Origin of the sequence: [Mycobacterium] fortunisiensis (assembly GCF_019050325.1) — a bacterium.
GTDB lineage: Bacteria > Actinomycetota > Actinomycetes > Mycobacteriales > Mycobacteriaceae > Mycobacterium > Mycobacterium fortunisiensis.
On sequence record NZ_VOMB01000016.1, the window covers coordinates 124,346 to 141,759 of the forward strand.

16 protein-coding genes are annotated in these 17,414 nt (G+C 66.3%); 9 read left to right on the forward strand and 7 right to left on the reverse strand.

Annotated elements, in window-relative coordinates; all coding sequences use genetic code 11:
* Positions 1–252 precede the first annotated feature (252 nt).
* Entirely contained in the window at positions 253–1,695 is a 1,443-nt protein-coding gene (locus FR943_RS10855; protein WP_372448134.1) for an aldehyde dehydrogenase family protein, read from the forward strand.
* Between the two features lie 50 nt (positions 1,696–1,745).
* Here FR943_RS10855 and FR943_RS10860 read toward each other — a convergent pair whose 3' ends face one another.
* Both FR943_RS10860 and FR943_RS10865 read right to left on the reverse strand, forming a co-directional pair.
* Positions 1,746–2,426, reverse strand: coding sequence for a nitroreductase family protein (locus tag FR943_RS10860; RefSeq protein WP_217156831.1), 681 nt, complete (start codon positions 2,424–2,426; stop codon positions 1,746–1,748).
* A 58-nt stretch (positions 2,427–2,484) separates the two neighbouring features.
* A complete protein-coding gene (locus FR943_RS10865) occupies positions 2,485–3,663 on the reverse strand; it encodes an NAD(P)/FAD-dependent oxidoreductase (protein WP_217156833.1) in 1,179 nt (392 codons plus the stop codon).
* A 151-nt stretch (positions 3,664–3,814) separates the two neighbouring features.
* Between FR943_RS10865 and FR943_RS10870 the strand changes: the two genes are divergently transcribed.
* From FR943_RS10870 to nrdF, 3 genes are all read left to right on the forward strand, one after another.
* A complete protein-coding gene (locus FR943_RS10870; protein WP_217156835.1) occupies positions 3,815–4,555 on the forward strand; it encodes a TetR/AcrR family transcriptional regulator in 741 nt (246 codons plus the stop codon).
* A gap of 80 nt (positions 4,556–4,635) precedes the next feature.
* Complete coding sequence (locus FR943_RS10875) at positions 4,636–6,177, forward strand: flavin-containing monooxygenase (RefSeq protein WP_217156837.1); 1,542 nt, start codon at positions 4,636–4,638, stop codon at positions 6,175–6,177.
* A 75-nt stretch (positions 6,178–6,252) separates the two neighbouring features.
* Positions 6,253–7,215: a class 1b ribonucleoside-diphosphate reductase subunit beta gene (nrdF, locus tag FR943_RS10880; protein WP_218045593.1), complete on the forward strand. Its 963-nt coding sequence runs from the start codon at positions 6,253–6,255 to the stop codon at positions 7,213–7,215.
* On the opposite strand, the gene FR943_RS10885 is transcribed toward nrdF, so the two are convergent.
* A complete protein-coding gene (locus tag FR943_RS10885; protein WP_246584966.1) occupies positions 7,216–7,758 on the reverse strand; it encodes a hypothetical protein in 543 nt (180 codons plus the stop codon). It abuts the gene before it with no gap.
* A gap of 79 nt (positions 7,759–7,837) precedes the next feature.
* On the opposite strand from FR943_RS10885, the gene FR943_RS10890 reads away from it, so the two are divergent.
* Positions 7,838–9,214: an alpha/beta hydrolase gene (locus tag FR943_RS10890; protein ID WP_217156841.1), complete on the forward strand. Its 1,377-nt coding sequence runs from the start codon at positions 7,838–7,840 to the stop codon at positions 9,212–9,214.
* Between the two features lie 170 nt (positions 9,215–9,384).
* Positions 9,385–9,735, forward strand: a complete 351-nt coding sequence (locus FR943_RS10895; RefSeq protein ID WP_217156843.1) for a DUF3349 domain-containing protein — start codon at positions 9,385–9,387, stop codon at positions 9,733–9,735.
* 66 nt (positions 9,736–9,801) lie between these two features.
* Here FR943_RS10895 and FR943_RS10900 read toward each other — a convergent pair whose 3' ends face one another.
* From FR943_RS10900 to FR943_RS10910, 3 genes are all read right to left on the reverse strand, one after another.
* A complete protein-coding gene (locus tag FR943_RS10900; RefSeq protein WP_217156845.1) occupies positions 9,802–10,854 on the reverse strand; it encodes an NAD(P)-dependent alcohol dehydrogenase in 1,053 nt (350 codons plus the stop codon).
* 143 nt (positions 10,855–10,997) lie between these two features.
* Positions 10,998–11,273, reverse strand: coding sequence for a YciI family protein (locus FR943_RS10905; protein ID WP_217156846.1), 276 nt, complete (start codon positions 11,271–11,273; stop codon positions 10,998–11,000).
* A 10-nt stretch (positions 11,274–11,283) separates the two neighbouring features.
* Positions 11,284–12,366: an ABC transporter substrate-binding protein gene (locus FR943_RS10910; RefSeq protein WP_217156848.1), complete on the reverse strand. Its 1,083-nt coding sequence runs from the start codon at positions 12,364–12,366 to the stop codon at positions 11,284–11,286.
* A gap of 176 nt (positions 12,367–12,542) precedes the next feature.
* Here FR943_RS10910 and ctaD point away from each other — a divergent pair, with 176 nt between their 5' ends.
* From ctaD to FR943_RS10925, 3 genes are read left to right on the forward strand one after another with little or no spacing between them, the layout of a single operon-like run.
* Positions 12,543–14,270 (forward strand): aa3-type cytochrome oxidase subunit I, encoded by a 1,728-nt coding sequence (ctaD, locus tag FR943_RS10915; RefSeq protein WP_217156850.1) that lies wholly within the window; start codon positions 12,543–12,545, stop codon positions 14,268–14,270.
* Between the two features lie 33 nt (positions 14,271–14,303).
* Positions 14,304–15,557 carry a phosphoserine phosphatase SerB gene (gene serB / locus FR943_RS10920; RefSeq protein ID WP_217156852.1) on the forward strand — a complete coding sequence of 418 codons (1,254 nt, stop codon included), beginning with the start codon at positions 14,304–14,306 and terminating at the stop codon, positions 15,555–15,557.
* 41 nt (positions 15,558–15,598) lie between these two features.
* Positions 15,599–15,907: a hypothetical protein gene (locus FR943_RS10925; RefSeq protein ID WP_217156853.1), complete on the forward strand. Its 309-nt coding sequence runs from the start codon at positions 15,599–15,601 to the stop codon at positions 15,905–15,907.
* 4 nt (positions 15,908–15,911) lie between these two features.
* On the opposite strand, the gene yczR is transcribed toward FR943_RS10925, so the two are convergent.
* Positions 15,912–17,351 (reverse strand): MocR-like transcription factor YczR, encoded by a 1,440-nt coding sequence (gene yczR / locus FR943_RS10930; protein ID WP_217156855.1) that lies wholly within the window; start codon positions 17,349–17,351, stop codon positions 15,912–15,914.
* Positions 17,352–17,414 lie beyond the last annotated feature (63 nt).

Sequence of the window (17,414 nt, forward strand, 5' to 3'; positions counted from 1 at the left end):
GACTCCGCAGATGCGGCCGCTTATGGGCAAATAGTCCGGTGTTGCGGGCGGATGATGTGGGGTCTGCCTCCTTCTGTTTGTCGTGGACCTCTGGACGGTTGATACTTACGCGCATAAGCTCGGGGTGGTTTGCGGCATGCACCAATGCGCAGATCGACAGCTTGGGGAGTGGGGCTCCAGCGGTACCCGGCAGAGAATGCGCTCTCCACTCAGGCCGGTCCAACGAAAGGATGTAGGACAGTGAGTAGCACCATCGACGTCGATGCTGCAGTCGAGGACCGTATCGGCGGCGGAATCATCCCGGTCTTCAACCCGTCCAATGAGGAGCAGATCGCCGAGGTCCCGGATTCGGATCAGGCCGCCGTTGATGCGGCGGTGGCCCGGGCGCGGGAGACCTTCGAATCGGGGGTGTGGCGCAAGCTACCCGCCGCCCATCGTGCCGACGTGCTGTTTCGGGCTGCCGAGATCATCAAGGCGCGTACCGAAGAGCTCGCCGAGATCGAGGCGCGCGACAACGGCATGAATGCGATGGCTGCCCAGCAGATCATCAAGGTCGCCAACGAGATGTTGATCTACTACGCCGGCTGGGTCGGCAAGATTCACGGTGAATCGGCCAATCTGATCTCCGACGGTCTGCTGGGACATTTCGAGGAGTACCACACCTTCACCCAGCTGGAACCGGTTGGGGTCGTCGGCCTGATCATCCCGTGGAACGGGCCGTTTTTCGTCGCGATGCTCAAGGTCGCCCCGGCGTTGGCAGCCGGTTGCAGTGCGGTGCTCAAGCCCGCCGAGGAAACCCCGCTGTCCGCGCTCAAGCTGGAGGAGATCTTCCGCGAGGCGGGGCTGCCCGATGGTGTCCTCAACGTCATCACCGGTTATGGCGAGACCACCGGTGCGGCGCTGACGGCGCACCCGGATGTCGACAAGATCGCCTTCACCGGATCGACAGAGGTTGGCCGCTTGATCGTCAAGGCTGCCGCGGGCAACTTGAAACGCCTGACCTTGGAGCTCGGCGGTAAGTCACCGCTGATCATGTTCGACGATGCCAATCTGGACAAGGCGATCATGGGTGCGGGTATGGGGCTGCTCGCGGGGTCGGGGCAGAACTGCTCGTGTACCTCGCGGATCTATGTGCAGCGCAAGATCTATGACCAGGTGGTCGAGGGTCTGGCAGGTTTCGCCAAGATGCTGCCGATGGGCGGTTACGAGGACCCGACCTCGGTGCTGGGGCCGCTGATCAGCCAGAAGCAGCGCACCCGGGTGGAGGGCATCGTCAACGACGGGGTGGCCGGTGGTGCCGAGGTGATCACCGGTGGCAAGCCGATGGACCGCAAGGGGTACTTCTACGAGGCCACGATCATCACCAACACCACCCCGGACATGCGGCTGATCAAGGAAGAGATTTTCGGACCGGTGGGGTCGGTGATCCCCTTCGACGAAGAGGAAGAGGCGATCGCGGCGGCCAACGACACCGAGTACGGCCTGGCCGGAGCGATCTGGACCGAGAATCTGAGCCGGGCGCATCGAGTGGCCAATGCCCTTCGCGGCGGCCAGATTTGGGTGAACTCCGCGTTGGCGGCCGACCCGTCGATGCCGATCTGCGGTCACAAGCAGTCCGGTTGGGGCGGCGAGCGTGGCAAGAAGGGGCTGGAGGCCTACTTCAACACCAAATCCGTCTACATCGGCCTGACCTAAAGGCCGGCGATTCTCGGGCCGAAGCCTCCACGCCGCACGGCGTGGAGGCTTCAGGCGTCGGGGCCGCCGCGGGGGCGGGCGCCGCGACCGTAGGTGATGTCGGCGCGCTCCGGATCCCACCGGTTGCGGAACACCACATCGGACAGCGGTCGGCGACGGACCGGGCCGTGCTTGCCGCGCGGCCAGCCGACCGCGATGTGTCCGGCCAGGACCCACTCGTCGGGGATGCCGATCGATGTGCGCAGGACCTTCTCGCCGTCGTAGGACGCCCAACTGGTGATGCACGCGCCCAGCCCTTGGGCACGCGCGGCCAGGTAGAAGTTCTGCATCGCCGGATAGATGGACCCACCCTGGAGGAACTCCGAGGCGAACTCGGTCTTGAACGCGGTGAACAACACCGAGGTGTATTCGCCGGCGCGATCGTGCAACTCATAGGTGGCTCGGTTGTTGCGTGCCGCACGGCTCTCGTCGTCGGCGGCCGGCCGCGTCATCCCGTAGATGTATTCGATTGACTGCAGGGCGATCTGGGCTGCCTCGGCGACCGCGGCGCGCTGTTCGGGTGCATCCAGCACGATGAAGCGCCACAGCTGGGCGTTGGCCCCATTGGGCGCCCAGGTCGCGGCTTGCAGGCAGCGGTTGAGCGTCTCGTCGTCGACGGGTTCGTCGGTGAACCGGCGGATCGATCGGGCGGTGGACAGGACTTGCCAGACATCGTCGGTTGGATCGGGCACGTTATTGGTGTACTCATCCAGCCGACGAATGTCGAGACCCTCGCCGTTGATCGACGCGCTATGTGTGCTGCGGGCTCTGTGCCTTCTTGTACAGCGACTTGAGCAGCAGATCCCGGAACGTGTGGTTGTCCAACGCCTTCAGGCCCGCACCCGCAACGGCGGGCATCCCCGCGAGCTTGTGGAAGAAGCGACCACGACGGTATTCCCGTCCCCAGGCGGCCTGCATGCGCTGGCCGTAGTTGGTGAAGTCGTCGGGGCCGCCGTTCTGCAGCGCTGCGATCGCGCATTCCCCTGCGGTGAGGCCGGATTCGAGCGCCTTGGAGATGCCGGCACCAGACGCCGGCTTACCGGCACCCAGCGAATCCCCGACGAACAGCACGCCCGGACGCCACGGCGGCCAGGCCGTGAAGCCCATCGGCAATCGCCAGGCCCGCACACTCTTGTTCTTCTTGAGCTCCTCGATCGGCGGCAGCTCCCACTCGGCAGGCAGGGTGCGCAGGAAGTCGCCGAGGAACTGGGTGGCGTTGATCGACTGCCAGTTCTTGTAGCTGTTGACGTAACCCAGCCCGATGTTGAAGCGGCCGCCGCCCATCGGGAACACCCAGCCGTAGCCGGGCAGCTGATCGCCCTGGAACAGCAGCTTGAGATAGATCTCGAAGGTGTTGGAGTCCGGCCGGTTGGCATGCATTTCCGAGCGGATCGCGATGGCCGAGTAGCCGTTGTACTCCGAGTCGATCTTCAGGGCCCGCTTGATGGGGGAGTAGGCACCGTCGGCCGCGATCACCGCGTCGCCGAATACCTTCTCGCCGCTCTTGAGCGCCACGCCGACCACGCGTCCGTTGGCGTCGAACTCGGGCCCGGCCACCTCGGCGCCCTGGCGCACCTCGGCGCCCGCCGACTCGGCGTGCTTGAGCAGCAGGGTGTCCAGCTCGGTGCGGCTCACGGTGTGGCCGTGATCGGGCATGCCGGGGCGACGCGGGAAGAACAGGTCCCACTCGCTCGGGCTGTACACCGTGACCTTGTCGATCCGGTGGAACTTGGAAACCTCGTCGGCCAGGCCCATCTTCTGCAGGTAGCTCACCGCGCGGGCGGTCAGTCCGTCACCACACGGCTTGTCGCGGGGGAACTCCGCCTTGTCCAGGACCAGCACTTTGGCGCCGGTCTGAGCGGCCTGCCATGCCGCGGCCGCCCCGGAAGGGCCGCCACCAGCAATGACCAGGTCATATCGCTGCGTCATGAGCCTCGTCTCATCGGTTGACTGTCGCTGCGATAGTACCGAAGGCACTTGACGCCAGCGTGACGGGCGAACGACCGGGTCAAACGGCAAAACCGCGTGTTGCCCGGCGGTCTGGGCAGGTCAGCGCCACCAGGGCAGGTACAGTGAGCGAGTGCGGCGAGCGTCGAGATCACATTCCAGCGATGGTGCGGGTGTCAAGGTGGACGCCCGCAGCGAGCGCTGGCGTGAGCACCGCAAGAAGGTGCGCTCCGAAATCGTCGAGGCCTCGTTCCGGGCGATCGACCGGCTCGGCCCCGAGGTCAGCCTGCGGGAGATCGCCGAAGAGGCCGGCACCGCCAAACCCAAGATCTACCGCCATTTCGCCGACAAGTCGGACCTGTTCCAGGCGATCGGTGAGCGGCTGCGCGACATGCTGTGGTCGGCCATCTTCCCGGTGATCAACCTCGGCGCCGACCCGGCGCGTGAGGTCATCCGTCGCAGCGTCGAGCAGTACGTGCTACTCGTCGACGAGCACCCCAACGTGCTGCGATTCTTGATCCAGGGCCGGTTCGCCGAACAGAGCGAATCGACCATGCGGGCCCTCAACGAGGGCCGCGGCATCACCCTGGCGATGGCCGACATGTTCTCCAACGAACTGCGCGAGATGGAACTGGACGGGGCCGCGATCGAGCTGGCCGCGTTCGCCACGTTCGGGGCCTGCGCGTCGGCCACGGACTGGTGGCTGGGCACCGACGAGGACAGCCCGCGCCGCATGCCGGCGCCGGAGTTCGTCAACCACCTGACCACCATCATGGTCGGTTCCATCAACGGCACCTGCGAACTGCTCGGCATCTGGATCGACCCGGACCTGCCGCTTCACGAGGGTGTCCAGCGTCGCCAGCACGCCAGCTGACCATCTCGTTGACAGTCGAGTCCCAGGTCCGCAAACTGGGAAGTATCCGGTACCGCCGTTCCCAGAAAAGGACCTGAGCTATGACGGCTGGCCAACCCTCTCCGCAGGGTCAGCAACCAATCCAGACCCGCGCCTTGATCATCGGCAGCGGGTTCTCGGGAATGGGGATGGCGATCGAGCTGCAACGCCGAGGCGTCGACTTCCTCATCCTGGAGAAGGCCGACGAGTTCGGCGGCACGTGGCGCGACAACACCTACCCGGGTTGCGCCTGCGACATCCCGTCGCACATGTACTCGTTCTCCTTCGAGCCGAAGGCGGACTGGAGCCACATGTGGTCGTTCCAGCCCGAGATCCAGGACTACCTGCTGGGCGTCGCGTCGAAATACGGGCTGCGCCGCTACACCCGGTTCAACACCCACGTGGACCGCGCGCACTGGGATGACGAGGAACTGCGCTGGCATGTGTTCAGCGATACCGGCCAGGAGTTCATCGCCCAGTTCCTGGTCTCCGGCGCCGGCGGCTTACACGTGCCGCTGATTCCCGACATCGAGGGGCGCGACGAATTTGCCGGTGCGGCTTTCCATTCCGCGCAGTGGGACCACAGCGTCGACCTGACCGGTAAGCGGGTCGCGGTGATCGGCACCGGTGCCAGCGCCATCCAGATCGTGCCCGAGATCGTCAAGGACGTGGCCGAGCTGCACCTGTACCAGCGCACCCCACCGTGGGTGATGCCGCGGGTGAATAACAAGTTCCCGCAATGGATGCGGCGCGCATTCAGCTATGTACCCGGCACCCGCGCAGCGATGCGCGCCGCCATCTACTGGATCCACGAGGGCGTGGGCTTCGCCATGACGCAGCAGCCGCGGCTGCTCAAGATCGGTGAGGCGATGGGCCGCTACAACATTAACCGCAGCATCAAAGATCCCGAGCTGCGTCGCAAGCTCACCCCGAACTACCGGGCGGGGTGTAAGCGAATCCTCAACTCCGACACCTACTACCGCGGGATCGCCAATCTCAAGACCCAGGTGATCACCGAGTCCATCACCCGGATGACGCCGACCGGCATCGTCACCGCCGACGGCGTCGAGCATCCGGCGGACGTCGTGGTGTTCGCCACCGGATTCCACGTCACCGACTCCTACACCTACGTCGACATCAAGGGCGCCGGCGGCGAGGACCTGGTGGACCGCTGGAACCGCGAGGGGATGGCCGCCCACCGCGGCATCGCTGTGTCCGGCATGCCCAATCTGTTCTTCCTGCTCGGGCCGAACACCGCACTCGGACACAACTCGGTGGTGTTCATGATCGAACAGCAGATCCGCTATGTCGGCCAGGCCATCGCGGCCGTCGACAAGGCCGGCGCTGCCGCACTGTCGCCCACCCCGCGGGCCCAGACGGAGTACAACAGCGAGCTGCAACACGATCTGGCCCACACGGTGTTCAACACCGGCGGTTGCCGGAGCTGGTACATGGACGCCCATGGCGTCAACCGCACCCTATGGAGCGGCATGACCTGGCAGTACTGGCTGGCGACGCGCAAGTTGGACCCCGACGAGTTCGAGTTCCTGCATGCCGGTCGCGACACGAAAACACTAGATACTGCGGTCCCCGCTGAGGCTTAGCCCCAGGGGTAGTGTCTTGGGTACTGTCCGGCAAACACAACGACCTGGTGAAATGAGGTTCTGGTGAGCGAAGGCATGAAGCTGATCGACCGTGTCTCAGCGATCAACTGGAACCGACTCCAGGATGAGAAGGACGCCGAGGTCTGGGATCGGCTGACCGGCAATTTCTGGTTGCCGGAGAAGGTGCCGGTGTCCAACGACATCCCGTCCTGGGGCACGCTCAGCGCCCACGAGAAGCAGATGACCATGCGGGTGTTCACCGGTCTGACGCTGCTGGACACCATCCAGGGCACCGTCGGCGCGGTCAGCCTGATCCCCGACGCGCTCACCCCGCATGAGGAAGCCGTCTACACCAACATCGCCTTCATGGAGTCGGTGCATGCCCGCAGCTACTCCAACATCTTCTCCACGCTGTGCTCGACCGCCGAGATCGACGATGCGTTCCGCTGGTCCGAGGAGAACGCCAACCTGCAGCGCAAAGCCGAGATCGTCATGCAGTACTACAAGGGTGACGAGCCGCTCAAGCGCAAGGTGGCCTCCACGCTGCTGGAGAGCTTCCTGTTCTACTCGGGCTTCTACCTGCCGATGTACTGGAGCAGCCGGGCCAAGCTGACCAACACCGCCGACATGATCCGGCTGATCATCCGCGACGAGGCCGTGCACGGCTACTACATCGGCTACAAGTACCAGCGCGGGCTGGCCCTCATCGACGAGGAAAAGCGTACGGAGCTCAAGGATTACACCTACGAGCTGCTCTTCGAGCTCTACGACAACGAGGTCGAGTACACCCAGGACCTCTACGACGAGGTCGGGCTGACGGAGGACGTCAAGAAGTTCCTGCGCTACAACGCCAACAAGGCCTTGATGAACCTGGGCTACGAGGCGCTGTTCCCCAAGGACGAGACCGACGTGAACCCGGCGATCCTGTCCGCGCTCTCACCCAACGCCGACGAGAACCACGACTTCTTCTCGGGCTCGGGTTCCAGCTACGTCATCGGCAAGGCCGTCGTCACCGAAGACGAGGACTGGGACTTCTAGTCAGTTGACGTAGGGATTGTGCCCCTCGCCGGTGTTGAGCAGCAGCGGATTGTTCGGATCGAGGATGTAGCTGTTCCCGGGGCTCAGGACGAACCCTGCCCCGTCAAAAGAGTTGCTGCACATCGTCACTGTGCCGTCGGTCCCACACGTCACGTTGCGGAAGCTGATCCGTGATCCCGGCGGCAACCGGTTGGGCAATCCGTCGAAGGCGGCCAGCTGCCGGTTGTCGGCGGCGAACGTGGGCGGCCCCTGCTGCGCGCCCGTGACCGTGTTGGCCCCGTCTGGCGCTGCCGGTAGCGGGCCATTGCAGCCGTAATTCCCCGACCCACGGCTGATGGCGCAGGCGATGTCGCCCGGTGCCGCGAATGCGTAGAACTCGCCGCCTCGCATCGCGAAGTCAGACGGCTTCACCGGCGTGAGCGCGTTGAGGTCGAGCGGCGGCGGTGGAGGCGGTGGTGGCGGGTCGCCGGCAGCCATACCGGGGACACCGAGGCCGGCGGTCACCGCCACACTCATCAGGGCCACCAGCATTCTCATCCGCATCCGTTCACCTTATGAGGTGACTTCAGTGGCGCGCATCCTTCAGCGAGTTGACAGCTGCCGCTGATAGGAAAAGGTGCCTATGCACCAGCTCGTCGCGCAGATCTCGCTGATCCACGGCTGGTTTCCAGTTGTCGTCCAGGCGTGCGCCGCGGTGCTGCTGGGAGCCGCCGTGGGCTGGCGCACGCCGCGGTGGCGCCTGCGGACGCTTCCGGCGCTGGTGGTCGCGGCAGCGGCGGTGGCGGCGGTCATGTACTCCTACATCGATTCGATCGGGGTGGCCGGCAACGCCGGCCCACCGGAGTTGTGGGCCTGGATCGCGTTGACGGCCTTGGCCGTCGGGGTGCTGCTGGTGGGCTGGGTGAGCGCGCGATGGTGGCGCCGCGGAGTCTCGGCGGTGGCCGTCGGGGTATGCGTGCTGGCCTGTGGTCTGACGCTCAACATGTGGGTCGGCTATTTCCCGACGGTGTATGCGATGTGGAACCAGTTCACCTCCAGTCCACTGCCGGGGCAGACGGATCGGTTGACCGTGACGAAGATGCAGCTGGCTCATTTTCGGCCACCCAGTGGCGTGCTGGTGCCGGTCACCATCGGCTCCGAATCCTCCGGCTTCACCCACCGCAGTGAGCTCGTCTACCTTCCACCGGCGTGGTTCGCCGGCAATCCGCCGCCGGAACTTCCCGCGGTGATGATGATCGGATCGCAACTGAACACCCCGGCCGATTGGCTGCGGGCCGGGAACGTGCTGGGCATTCTCGACGGATTCGCGGCCGGGCACGGCGGCAATGCACCGGTGTTCGTGTTCGTCGATGCCACCGGCTCGTTCACCAACGACACCGAGTGCGTCAACGGGATTCGGGGCAACGCCGCCGACCACCTGACCAAAGATGTTGTGCCGTACCTGATCTCGAATTTTGGTGTGCGCTCAGACCGAGACGGATGGGGGATCGCCGGGTGGTCGATGGGTGGTACCTGCGCGGTGGACCTGACCTTGATGCATCCCGACATGTTCCGTGCATTCGTCGACATCGCCGGCGATCTGCGCCCGAATGCGGGGAACAAGCAGCAGACCATCAACCGGCTCTTCGGGGGCGATGCCGAGGCCTGGGCGGCTTACGACCCTGTGACGATCATGCAGCGCCACGGCCGGTACTCGGACGTCTCCGCGTGGTTCGAGGTGCCCACCGCCCGAGGCGGCAGCACCCACGACCCGTCGGCCAACCCCGAGGCGCAGGACGTTGCCGCGACCACGCTGTGCGAGGCGGCCCGGGCCGTCGCGATCAGGTGCGCGGTGACCACCGCGCCGGGCCGGCACGACTGGGCGTTCGCCGCCAACGCTTTTGCCGGCGCGCTGCCCTGGCTGGCCGGCAAGTTGCACACCCCCGGCGTGGGCGAAACCGCGTTGCCGCCGTCGACGCTGGGGGAGCAGACCATCTCAGCTCAGGCCGCGCCGGGTTAGTTTCCCGGCCGAGCAGACGCGAAAGTACCCAATATTGGTGGATTTGAGGTACTTTCGCGTGTGCTCGCCGACGAAACCGGGTGTTTTTGGCGGTGAATCACGAATGAAGCACCGCCCAACTGTCGGCTCCTCCAGTGGTGGCTCGGCCGCGCAACGACGAAACTGACGGAGTGTCGACAAAGACGCTGCTGATCTCGGTCCTCAACTGGTTGCGCGCCGGCTATCCAGAGGGGGTGCCCGGTACCGATCGGGTGCCGCTGCTGGCGCTGCTGCGCGCCACGCCGCTGACTGAGGAACAGGTCGCCGAGGTGGTGCGCAATATCGCCGAGGCCGCAGCGCCCGCCGACATCGATGATCCCATCGAACGTGACGACATCGCCATCTTCATCGCCGAGGTCACGGACCACGACGCCGGGCCGGAGAACATCGCCCGCGTGGCGGCGAAACTGGCCGCCGCGGGTTGGCCGCTGGCCGGCGTCGACCTGGAGTTCGATGCCAGCCTTGACCCGGAAGACCAATAACGCATAACGCCGCTGGTTGCAGTCACCAGGTGACTGCAACCAGCGGCGTTGACGAAAATGCCGCTTCTAGCCGCGCAGTGACGCCGTGTCGATCACGAAGCGGTACCGCACGTCGCTGGCCAGGACGCGCTCGTAGGCCTCGTTGATGTAATCGGGGGCGATGACCTCGATCTCGGGCAGCACGTTGTGCTCGGCGCAGAAGTCGAGCATCTCCTGGGTCTCGGGGATACCGCCGATCATCGAGCCGGACAGGCTGCGGCGCATCCCGGCCAGCGGGAACGGGGGCACCTCCATGGCGTGCTCGGGCATGCCCAGCTCCACCAGGGTGCCGTCGACCTTGAGCAGGTTCAGGTAGGCGCCGAGGTTGAGGTTGGCCGACACCGTGTTGAGGATCAGGTCGAAGCGGCCTGCCAGTTTGGCGAAGGTGTCCGGGTCGCTGGTCGCGTAGTACTCGTCGGCGCCCAGTCGCAGCCCGTCTTCCATCTTCTTCAGCGACTGCGACAGCACGGTGACGTGCGCGCCCATGGCGTGGGCCAGCTTCACCCCCATGTGGCCGAGGCCGCCGAGGCCGATCACGGCGATGTTCTTGCCGGGCCCGGCGTTCCAGTGGCGCAGCGGCGAGAACAAGGTAATGCCTGCGCACAGCAGGGGAGCGGCCGCATCGAGCGGGATGCTGTCGGGGATGCGCAGGACGTAGTTCTCGTCGACGACGATCGCGCCGCTGTAGCCGCCGTAGGTCGGCGAACCGTCGCGCTCGGTCGAGTTGTAGGTGCCGTGCATGCCGTAGTCGCCGGTGCAGTACTGCTGCAGACCGGCTTTGCAGTTGTCGCAGTCACGACAGGAATCGATGAAACACCCGACTCCGACGTGGTCGCCCACTTTGTACTTGGTGACCTCGGCGCCCACCTCGGTGACGACGCCGGCGATCTCGTGACCGGCCACCACCGGGTAGTTGGGGGTGCCCCACTCGCCCTTGACGGTGTGGATGTCGGAATGGCAGATGCCGGCGAAATGGATGTCGAACGCCACGTCGTGCGGCCCGACCTCGCGGCGGGTGATGGTGGTCTTGGCCAGCGGCTCGGTCGCCGATTGCGCGGCATAGGCATAAACAGTGCTCATCGAAGCCCTCTTTGTTCGTCTTCTGTACGTATCCGGTGAAAATGTTAGTCCGGTTAACTGACTACTGCCTGTGACGGCAGCCAGAAGCGTGCAACGACGTGAGTGGCGTCGGTAATCCCGCGGCCGGCAAAGTGCCGGCCCGGTCACAGGCCGGGTGCGCGCACCGACCCGTTGAACGACACCCGTTCACAGCGGATGAGCCCGGCCAGCGTGTAGGGATCGCGGGCGATGAGATCCTCGACGTCTTCTTCGCTGATGTCTCCGGTGATCAGCACCGCTCCGGTGGCCGATTCCACCCGGCCGGCCAGCAGGATGCGACCGGCGGCGACTTCCTCCTTCAGCCACGCGACGTGCGCTGGGCGGGTCTGGTCGACGACGTCGACGGGCTGGGTGTAAGTCGTGGTGAGGACGTGGAACACGGTCGCGAGACTAGTTGATCGGCGCGTTGACCCAGCGCAGGTCATCGAGGATGCCGCGGGCGGCCACGATGTTCTGCCCGGTCTGCCACACCTCGTTGTTCACCACGAACACCCGGTTGTCCTTGGCCGCTGACAATGCTCGCCACGCCGGGCTGTGCAGGATGTCGGGAGCCTTGTCGCGGGCCGCCGGGGAAGCAAAGGAAACGTAGACGATGTCCGCGTCGGCAATGCGATAGTCGGCGTCGGTGGTGCTCAGCTCCGCGTAGGGCTTGTCGGTGAAGCGTTGCGCGGCCGGACGGTCCAAGCCGACCGCGGCGAGCACGCTGGCCGGGAAATTGTCCGCGCCGTAGACCCGGACGGTGTTCTCGGTCAGCTGCACCACCGAGGCCTGGAAGTGCGCGGCATCGTTGTCCGCACCGGTGTCACGGGCGGCGTCGTCGAACGCGCCGATCAGGTCGGCAGCCGCGTCCGCCCGTCCGGTGGCAGCACCCACCGCGCGCAACGTATCGCGCCAGGCCGCGCCCGGCGCACCGGTGAAGACGGTCGGGGCGATCGCCGACAATGCGCCGAAGGAGGCCGGGGTCGACGCGGCCGAGCCCAGGATCACTTCCGGGTCGGCGGCCTCGATCGCGGCCAGGTCCGGCGCGCTGCGGGAGCCCGCCGGGGCCACCGCGTGCACCACAGCACCGAGATAGGCGGGTTGCTCGGCGCCGCCGTCGGGGAGAGCGGCCGCCACGATCCGGGACTGCAGACCCAGCGCGCACAACGCGTCGAGCTGGTCGCCGGACAACGCGACGATGCGCTGCGGATCGCCGCGCACCTCCGTGGACTCCGCGATATCCGAGCTGTCGGCTCCGTCTCCTCTGGCGTTGTCCACCCGCCGTGCGGAATCGTCGGCCGGAGCGGGTTCGGCCGCACAGGATTCGTCGGGCCGGCGCTGATTGCCCAGGACACCCGCATCGGCGATCTTGGTCACGCTCGTGGTCATCGACGCCGAAGCCGGGGAACCCGGCTCGGACGCGCCGCAGCCACTGGCCAGGGTGGCCGCGGCGGCGATCACCGCGACGGCGACGAGGGGTCGGTTGCTCAGCACCGGCCGACCGTAACATTCACCGATTCAGTGCTGGTCAGGGGCTTGTCGGCGAAACCTGCAGCACCCCGGGACGACTCAGTACGACAGTTTGTAGGACCCAGACACGCGCAGACCGTCGGGAGCGTTAGGATTCAGTGCGATAAGCGGGATTTCCCGACGAATCTTTGGAGGATCTCTTGGTAGCCGAAGCGCCCCCAATCGGAGAACTCGAGGCACGTCGTCCTTTTCCGGAACGGATGGGCCCCAAGGGCAACCTGATCTACAAGCTCATCACCACGACCGATCACAAACTGATCGGCATCATGTACTGCGTCGTCTGCTTCGCGTTCTTCGCGATCGGCGGGTTGATGGCGCTGTTCATGCGTACCGAATTGGCGATGCCCGGGTTGCAGTTCCTGTCGAACGAGCAGTTCAACCAGCTGTTCACCATGCACGGCACGGTGATGCTGCTGTTCTACGCCACCCCGATCGTGTTCGGGTTCGCCAACCTGGTGCTGCCGCTGCAGATCGGCGCCCCCGACGTGGCGTTCCCGCGCCTGAACGCCCTGTCGTTCTGGCTGTTCCTGTTCGGTGCGTTGATCGCCATCAGCGGGTTCATCACCCCCGGCGGTGCCGCGGACTTCGGCTGGACGGCGTACTCGCCGCTGACCGACGCCATCCACTCGCCGGGCGCCGGCGGTGACCTGTGGATCCTGGGTCTGGCCGTCAGTGGTCTGGGCACCATCCTCGGTGGCGTCAACATGGTCACCACCGTGGTGTGCATGCGCGCCCCGGGCATGACGATGTTCCGGATGCCGGTGTTCACCTGGAACATCCTGGTGACCTCGATCCTGGTGCTGATCGCCTTCCCGATCCTCACCGCGGCCCTGTTCGGCCTGGCCGCCGATCGACACCTGGGCGCCCACATCTACGACCCCGCCAACGGCGGTGTTCTGTTGTGGCAGCACCTGTTCTGGTTCTTCGGCCACCCCGAGGTGTACATCATCGCGCTGCCGTTCTTCGGCATCGTGTCCGAGATCTTCCCGGTGTTCAGCCGCAAGCCGATCTTCGGTTACACCACCCTGATCTACGCCACGATCTCGATCGCGGCGCTGTCGGTCGCGGTGTGGGCGCACCACATGTACGCCACCGGTGCCGTGCTGCTTCCGTTCTTCTCGTTCATGACGTTCCTGATCGCGGTGCCCACCGGGATCAAGTTCTTCAACTGGATCGGCACCATGTGGAAGGGCCAGCTGACGTTCGAGACGCCGATGCTGTTCTCGGTCGGCTTCCTGATCACCTTCCTGCTCGGTGGCCTGTCCGGCGTGCTGCTGGCCAGCCCGCCGATCGACTTCCACGTCACCGACAGCTACTTCGTCATCGCGCACTTCCACTACGTGCTCTTCGGCACCATCGTGTTCGCCACGTACGCGGGCATCTACTTCTGGTTCCCGAAGATGACCGGCCGGCTGCTCGACGAGCGCATGGGCAAGCTGCACTTCTGGCTGACCTTCATCGGTTTCCACACCACCTTCCTGGTGCAGCACTGGGTCGGTGACGAGGGCATGCCGCGCCGCTACGCCGACTACCTGCCGTCGGACGGCTTCACCACGCTCAACGTCGTCTCCACCATCGGTGCCTTCATCCTGGGCATCTCGACGCTGCCGTTCGTCTGGAACGTGTTCAAGAGCTGGCGCTACGGCGAGCCGGTCACGGTCGACGACCCGTGGGGCTACGGCAACTCGCTGGAGTGGGCGACCTCGTGCCCGCCGCCGCGGCACAACTTCACCGAGCTGCCCCGGATCCGTTCGGAGCGCCCGGCGTTCGAGCTGCACTACCCGCACATGGTCGAGCGGATGCGCGCCGAGGCCCACGTGGGCCGTACGCACCATCCAGAGCTCGAATCTGCGGATCGCTCCAGCTGACGGGTGGCACCATCCGGCGACAAAGGTGATTCGATGTCCGGTGGCTCACGAGCCCGCTCATCGGTACTGATCACCGTCACGGGAGTCGATCGGCCCGGCGTCACCTCGGCGCTGTTCGAAGTGCTGGCCCGCCATCAGGTGGAACTGCGCAACGTCGAACAGGTCGTGGTCCGCGGCCGGCTCACCCTGGGTGTGCTGGTCGCGGCGCCGGTCGAGGCCGTCGACGGCGACGTCCTGCGCAATGACGTCGAAGCGGCGATCCACCGTCTCGGGTTGGACGTGACGGTCGAGCGCAGTGACGACATGCCGGTGATGCGTGAGCCGTCCACCCACACCATCGTGGTGCTGGGCCGGCCGATCACCGCCGAGGCGTTCAGCGTGGTGGCCCGCGAAGTGGCTGCCCTCGGCGTCAACATCGACACCATTCGCGGGGTGTCCGACTATCCGGTCACCGGTCTGGAACTGCGGGTGTCGGTGCCGGCCGGTCCGAACAACACTGTCTACGGGGCATTACAGTCCGCGTTGTCGCGGGTCGCGGCGGACGAAGGCGTGGACATCGCGCTGGAGGACTACAGCCTGGCCCGACGGGCCAAGCGGCTGATCGTCTTCGATGTGGATTCCACCCTGATCCAGGGCGAGGTCATCGAGATGCTGGCCGCCCGCGCCGGCATGGAGGCACAGGTGGCTGCGGTCACCGAGGCGGCGATGCGCGGCGAACTCGACTTCGCCGAGTCCCTGCACCGGCGGGTGGCGACCCTGGCCGGCCTGCCGGCCACCGTGCTCGACGACGTCGCCGAGCAGGTCGAGCTGACCCCCGGCGCACGGACAACCATCCGGACGCTGCGCCGGCTGGGCTTCCACTGCGGCGTGGTCTCCGGCGGCTTCCGCCAGGTCATCGAACCGCTGGCGCACGAGTTGATGCTGGACTACGTGGCGGCCAACGAACTCGAGGTCGTCGACGGCAAGCTGACCGGCCGGGTGATCGGACAGATCATCGACCGGCCCGGGAAAGCCAAGGCGTTGCGCGACTTCGCGCAGCAGGTGGGTGTGCCCATGGAGCAGACCGTGGCCGTGGGCGATGGGGCCAACGACATCGACATGCTGGCGGCAGCCGGTCTCGGTGTCGCCTTCAACGCCAAACCCGCGCTGCGCGAGGTGGCCGATGCCTCACTGAGCCATCCCTACCTGGACACCGTGCTGTTCATCCTCGGCGTCACCCGCGGCGAGATCGAGGCTGCCGACGCCATGGACGGCGTGCTGCGTCGCGTCGAGATCCCCGAAGACTGACACGCACATCGGCTGCGTTCGCCCTGCCGTAGGGTAGGGGCATGGCGAACCTCAAGCACGCAGTCGTGATTGGCGGGTTCGCCGTTGCGGCCGTTCTGGGTCAGCTGGCCGTTGCGGCGCCTGCCGAGGCCAAGCGCTGCCCGTCGGGCACCAAGGCGACCAAGTTCGACGGTGTCTGCGTGGCCGGCTCGTCCGGCGGTGGGATGGGCGCGGTGGCGCCGCCGGTGATGGCGCCCAGCGCCGGGGGGACCAACATCACGAACCAGCCGGGCCAGCTGCCGACGGTGAACGGCATTCCGTGCACCATCGAACATTTCAGCACCTGCTACGCGATGGCGCAGCAGCCATAGCGGTTCAGACCACCAGGGTCTGACGTTGCGCACCGACGGTGCCGGTGATGCTGTGCCAGGCGCGGGCCAGCAACTGCACCGCGTCTTCGAGTTCAGATTCGGGCAGCGCATACGGCAGCCGGATGAACCGTTCCAGCGTGCCGTCCACCCCGAACCGTGGGCCGGCCGGCACGTCCAACCCGAGCCGCAGCGCCGCGGCTGACAACGCCGTACTCATCGGGGCGGGCAGCCTCACCCACAGCGACATCCCGCCGCGGCCGGGCCCCGGCTGCCAGTCTGGAAGCTCACGAGCCAGCAGACCCACCAGAAACTCCCGACGTGCGCGCAGCAGGTCACGCCGTTCCGGCAACACCTCGGCGTGCATCGCGAGAAGCCTTGCCGCGGCGAGTTGTTCGAGGATCGGGGTACCGAGATCCACTGACGGGCGGATCGCTGCGATGGTGGCCAGCGTGCCGCGTTCGGCGCGGATCCAGCCGACCCGCAGGCCGCCCCAGAACGATTTCGACATCGAGCCGACGGTCAGCACCAGATCATCGCGTCCGACCGCGGCGGCCAACGGCTGCGGCGGCGCCTCATCGAGCCACATGTCGGCGATCGATTCGTCGACGATGGTGCGGGTCCGGGTGTCGGAGATGATCTGCCCCAACTGTTTTCGTTGCGCTGCCGACAGGGTGAACCCGGTCGGGTTGTGGCTGTCGGGGATCAGGTAGGCCAGGCTCGGGGCGAGCTGTCGCAGCGCGGCCTGGACGGCGCCCAGTTCCCAACCGTCTTCGGTGAGCGCCACCGGAACTGCCCGGGCCCCCGCGGTCGAGATCGCGGTCAGCGCGCCGTGGTAGGTGGGCTGTTCGACGAGCACCCGGTCGCCGGGGCGGGTGTGGCTGGCCAGGATCAGCCCGATGGCGTGCTGGGCTCCGGTGGTCACCATGATCTGGTCGGGATCGGTGGGTAGCCCACGGGCGCAATATCTTTCGGCGATCGCCACGCGCAGCGGGTCGACCCCCATCAGCTCGTGGCCGGGGGCCCGCAGAAAGGGGGTGATGTCCCGGGCAGCCTCGCCGAACGCCTCCAGCACGGCGGTGGCCGGTGCGCACATGGCTGCTTCGGCCAGGCTGACGGTCGGCGTCGGGGCATCGGTGTGGACCTGGCTCGAGGTGGGCAGCGCGGTGATGCTGCGGGCACCGCGGCGGGCGTGCAGGTAGCCGTCCTCGCGCAACTGGGCGAAGGCCGCCGTCACGGTCGTGCGGGAGACACGTAGCGACTCGGCCAGCGCCCGTTCACTGGGGATGCGGGACCCCACCGGAACCCGGCCGTCCACGATGAGCAGCCGGATGGCGTCCGCCAACCCGAGATAGGCGGGGCCGCTGTGACTGGAGGTGCGCCAGTTCCCCAGTTCGCGGGCCAGCAGGTCCACGTCGAGGGCTCGGGCGGCCATATCTGCCGACATAATGAGGCCAGTATGGGCGAACTGGCTATTGATGAGCAAGCCACATGGCCGGGATCATCGCTA

Bases quoted from the DNA above. Each gene is read 5' to 3' on its own strand.
- FR943_RS10875 (WP_217156837.1), top strand. From the start codon at position 4,636: ATGACGGCTGGCCAACCCTCTCCGCAGGGTCAGCAACCAATCCAGACC.
- nrdF (WP_218045593.1), top strand. From the start codon at position 6,253: ATGAAGCTGATCGACCGTGTCTCAGCGATCAACTGGAACCGACTCCAG.
- FR943_RS10885 (WP_246584966.1), bottom strand. From the start codon at position 7,758: ATGCGGATGAGAATGCTGGTGGCCCTGATGAGTGTGGCGGTGACCGCC.
- FR943_RS10890 (WP_217156841.1), top strand. From the start codon at position 7,838: ATGCACCAGCTCGTCGCGCAGATCTCGCTGATCCACGGCTGGTTTCCA.
- FR943_RS10900 (WP_217156845.1), bottom strand. From the start codon at position 10,854: ATGAGCACTGTTTATGCCTATGCCGCGCAATCGGCGACCGAGCCGCTG.
- serB (WP_217156852.1), top strand. From the start codon at position 14,304: ATGTCCGGTGGCTCACGAGCCCGCTCATCGGTACTGATCACCGTCACG.
- FR943_RS10925 (WP_217156853.1), top strand. From the start codon at position 15,599: ATGGCGAACCTCAAGCACGCAGTCGTGATTGGCGGGTTCGCCGTTGCG.
- FR943_RS10865 (WP_217156833.1), bottom strand. From the start codon at position 3,663: ATGACGCAGCGATATGACCTGGTCATTGCTGGTGGCGGCCCTTCCGGG.
- yczR (WP_217156855.1), bottom strand. From the start codon at position 17,351: ATGTCGGCAGATATGGCCGCCCGAGCCCTCGACGTGGACCTGCTGGCC.